The sequence below is a fragment of the Cytophagia bacterium CHB2 genome (assembly GCA_030263535.1).
GTDB lineage: Bacteria > Zhuqueibacterota > Zhuqueibacteria > Zhuqueibacterales > Zhuqueibacteraceae > Coneutiohabitans.
The window spans coordinates 1-3892 of the sequence record SZPB01000484.1; the positions used below are offsets into that span (position 1 = coordinate 1).

Consider the following 3892-nt stretch of genomic DNA (forward strand, 5'->3'; position numbering starts at 1 on the left):
TCACGCCAGCTTTTCCTGCATCGCCTTGATCACCGCTTCGGTGCGGGAGTTGACGTGGAGCTTGGCGTAAATGTTTTTGAGATGGAAGCGCACGGTGGGCAAACTGATGAACAATTGCGCGGCGATCTCCTTGTTGCTCAAGCCTTCGGTGAGCGCGCGCAAAACCTCCAGCTCGCGATCGGAAAGCTCAGCGGTGTATTTCGCATTTTTCTTCTGGCCTTGAAAATAAGCCAGAACTTTTTGCGCCACTTCGCCGGACATGGGGGCGCCGCCGCGATAAGCTTCTTTGATGGATTCCGACAGTTTTTCGATGGAGGAATTCTTGAGCAAATATCCCACGGCACCGGCGCGCAGGGAATCGAAGATGCGATCATCATCGCTGTAATTGGTGAGCATGAGAATTTTGAGATCGGGAATTTCCAGCTTGAGCGCTTCGACGCATTCGATGCCAGAACGGCCCGGCATGTTGATGTCCATCAACACCACGTCGGGAATGACTTCGATCATGTTCTCCAGCACGTCGTCGCAGCTCGAATACGCGCCGGCAAACTGCAGGCCCTCGGCGTTTTCAACCAGGGTTGCGATCATGCTGCGCACGGCTTCGTCGTCATCGACCATGGCGACGCTGATGGCGGGTTCGGAGGCGGCCATAATATTTTCCTCGGCTCGTTTTGATCAAAACGGATTTGCCTGAAGCTAATTTTTCGCATCAAAGAAGCAATCATTTTTTTGACGCAACAATTGAAAAGCTGCTTGCATTTCAATGTCAAATTATTTTTTTAGCATACCTACAATCTCCATCTCTCAACAACAAGGAAAGGAAGGGCCATGCAGAATCTGCGTTACTGCTCCGCGGCAAAGATGTCAAAAACGTTCCTGTTGATCGCAGCGACGACTGCTTCACTGTTTGCGCAAGCGCCGCCGGATCTGCCCGGCACAATCGCTTACTTTCGCGTCACCGGCGCCACGCAAACCGAGCCGGGAACTTCAGAGTTGCATTTAGTCAAGCCCGACGGCAGCGACGATCGCATCATTTACAGCACGCCGCGTGGGCTGGTTTCGATTTATCCCGTGCCGGGCTGGCGTCCCGACGGCGAGGAAATCGCCTTTATCAGCGCGCACGAGTTTGGCTGTTCGCGCTTTGATTCGGATATTTTTGGCATTCGCCCGGACGGCTCAGGTCTGCGCCGCATCACCAACGCGCCGCGCTGTGAAGATTTGGCGGCCTTCCCCAAAGGCTCGGCGCGCGTCACGATTGAAAATCAGACGCTGAATGCTTCAATCTTTTTTATCTACATTGAGGGCGCGGCCGAATTGCAGCAGGCGACAATATTGCCGGGACTCAGTTCCACCCTCACCATCAACAATATCGCCGATCTCGGGCGGCAGCAGATCGTTTATGTCAAAAGCGGATCCGGCACGTGGTTCAATCCTGCAGCTTATGTTGATATAGAGCCGGGTCAAACCGTCACTGCGGGCAGTTCTGTGCAAATCACCAGCGGCTATGGGCCGTTTCAATTGCGCATCAACAACTTCACCTGGAAAGGCGATGGCAGCGAAATCGCATACATTGTTGAAGCCGGGTTGCGTCTGGTGCAAACGGCATCTCCGGCGCCGGGTCTGATCGCGCAGGATTTATTTTCCGGCAATGCCGCAGCGGTTTCAACGGGATTGGCGTGGTCGCCAGTGAGTGATGAATTCTTGTACTATAGCATACTCGCCTCACCCAACGGCATTTATCGCGGCACGCGCGGCAGCGACTTGAGCACGCACACACTGGTGCTCGAAGCGGATTTTGTTGATGGGATTACCTGGTTGAAAGACGGCTCGGGTTTTGTTTTTTCGATTTCGTACTCCCTGGGCGTTTTTTCGAATAAAATCGCGCGCTACGATTTTGCCAGCCAGCAACTGACGGTGATCAAAGAGAGCTTCAACATTGTCGGTGCTGTGCCCTCGCCCGACGGGCGCTTTCTCGCGTTTGCACAACGCGAGGACGAGAACTCGCCGTTTGATTTGTGGGGCATGACGATTGACGGCAGTCAATCCTGGAAGATTGCGGACAATATTACTTCATGGGATTGGGGTCCGGACGCGGAAGCCCCGCCGGGCGGCGCGCTCGAATTGCAATATGATGACGGCACAGCTACCACCGGCTACAATTGGCCCAATGCCGGACAAGGCTCGGCGGTGCGCTTTACACCGCCCAGCGGCTCTGCAAAATTGTTGCAGGCAAAAATTTTTTATCACGGCCTCAACGGCGGAAATCAACATTTACTGCGGATTTTGGGGGATAACGGCGGCGCGCCGTGCGCAACAATTTTCGGGCCGCAAGCAGTAACAGCGCCCAACGCCGGTTGGGTGACTTATGATTTGAGCAATGCGAACATCAAAGTGAGCGGCGACTTCTACGTCATGATCGAATACGATGGAACAAATACGCCCGCGTTCGGCTCGGAAAGCACGCCGCCGCTCAATCAACGCAGTTGGGATTTTGACGGCAATTCCTGGACGCTGTTCGACTCTGAAGATTACCTGATCCGCGCCGTGGTGCAGACTGCGACCGGCGTTGCCGAACAGCGGCAAGCGGAAAGCGCGCCGCGGGGCTTTGAGTTGGCGCAAAATTTCCCCAATCCCTTCAATCCGGCAACGGAGATTCGCTATGCGCTGCCGCAAGCGGCGCAGGTGAAGCTGCAAGTTTTTGACGTACTCGGGCGTGAGGTTGCAACATTGTTCGAGGGCTTGCAAAATGCGGGCATACACACAACGATCTTCTCAGCAATGAACGATAACGCGCCGGCCAGCGGGATTTATTTTTACAAACTGACGGCGCGCGAGGAGGGCAATGAAATATTCACACAGACACGGAAGATGCTGTTGGTGGAATAAGCCCGACTGATGTGCTTCAATTTCATCATTGCGGATGGCGGTATGCAGGACGCTTGTTTGATCGCACAGGCGTTACCGCGTTCGGGAAAGGCCTGCCGGGTGAGGCCGACTCTTTCTTGCTGACCGACGGGCAAACGAGATGTGAAGGTTTCGTTGTTTTGTGCAGCCGCGCCGCTTTTACGGCATGGGTTCACCGGCCTCGGGCAGGGGCTGTCCGGACATGCTGTCGGGGTCGAAACGCTCGCGCCGTTGCGGAGATTTGCGCCAAAACGGCGAGGCGCTGCGTTGAAATTTTTCGCGTTGTTCCGGCGTCAAAACTTGTTCGACTTCAGCGCGCAAGCCGCGCATCAACTCACGCATCGGCGGCTCGACGCGCTCAATATGCTCCTGGATTTGATCGCGATATTTTTCGACAATCGCCTCGACTTCGCGGCGTTGCGCCTCGCTAAGGTCGAGATGTTTTTGCATGCGATCAACATCAAACATGCCGCGCCGCAATATGGGCGGGCGCCTCATCTCGCGTTCAAACATGGGAGGCGGGCCGGCTAATTGCCGCACCAGCAGCCCTCCCGTCAATACGCCTGCAGCAAAAGTCAAGACAAAGGCTGCTGCCACCAGAAAGTTTTGCTTCATGCTTCTGACCTTTTGTGTTTGATCATTGCGTCTGCTCGGAGTTCAACACCAACTCCAGCATGGCGCTTTGCACTTCTTCCTCCGTCCTGGCTGAAAACAATGCCGCTTCGGGCGTGTCGGCAAGAAACGCCGAGATTCTGTCACTCGCCGTTGAACTGCCGTCTTGCGGAATCGCGACAAATAAAACGGCCAATGCCACCACTGCCGGGGCCAGCCAGCGCACCATGCGCCCGCTGGTTTTCACCCAGACGCTTTCTGCGGGCGGCGCTGCTTGCGCCTCCAGGGCGCGCAACAAGTGCATTTGTTGCGCAAGCGTGGGTTGCACCGCATGATGACGCGCGTGCATGGTTTCGAGCAGTTTCGCGAGTTGCGC

The 3892-nt window shown here is 55.4% G+C and carries 3 protein-coding genes; 1 reads left to right on the forward strand and 2 read right to left on the reverse strand.

What is annotated here, in order from left to right; all coding sequences use genetic code 11:
* On the reverse strand, positions 1–651 hold the full coding sequence (locus FBQ85_27645; GenBank protein MDL1878907.1) for a response regulator transcription factor: 651 nt from the start codon (positions 649–651) through the stop codon (positions 1–3).
* A 177-nt stretch (positions 652–828) separates the two neighbouring features.
* On the opposite strand from FBQ85_27645, the gene FBQ85_27650 reads away from it, so the two are divergent.
* Complete coding sequence (locus FBQ85_27650; GenBank protein ID MDL1878908.1) at positions 829–2886, forward strand: T9SS type A sorting domain-containing protein; 2058 nt, start codon at positions 829–831, stop codon at positions 2884–2886.
* A gap of 177 nt (positions 2887–3063) precedes the next feature.
* Here the strand turns inward: FBQ85_27650 and FBQ85_27655 are convergent, their stop codons facing one another.
* On the reverse strand, positions 3064–3519 hold the full coding sequence (locus FBQ85_27655; GenBank protein ID MDL1878909.1) for a hypothetical protein: 456 nt from the start codon (positions 3517–3519) through the stop codon (positions 3064–3066).
* Positions 3520–3892 lie beyond the last annotated feature (373 nt).

Bases quoted from the DNA above. Each gene is read 5' to 3' on its own strand.
- FBQ85_27655 (MDL1878909.1), bottom strand. From the start codon at position 3,519: ATGAAGCAAAACTTTCTGGTGGCAGCAGCCTTTGTCTTGACTTTTGCT.
- FBQ85_27645 (MDL1878907.1), bottom strand. From the start codon at position 651: ATGGCCGCCTCCGAACCCGCCATCAGCGTCGCCATGGTCGATGACGAC.
- FBQ85_27650 (MDL1878908.1), top strand. From the start codon at position 829: ATGCAGAATCTGCGTTACTGCTCCGCGGCAAAGATGTCAAAAACGTTC.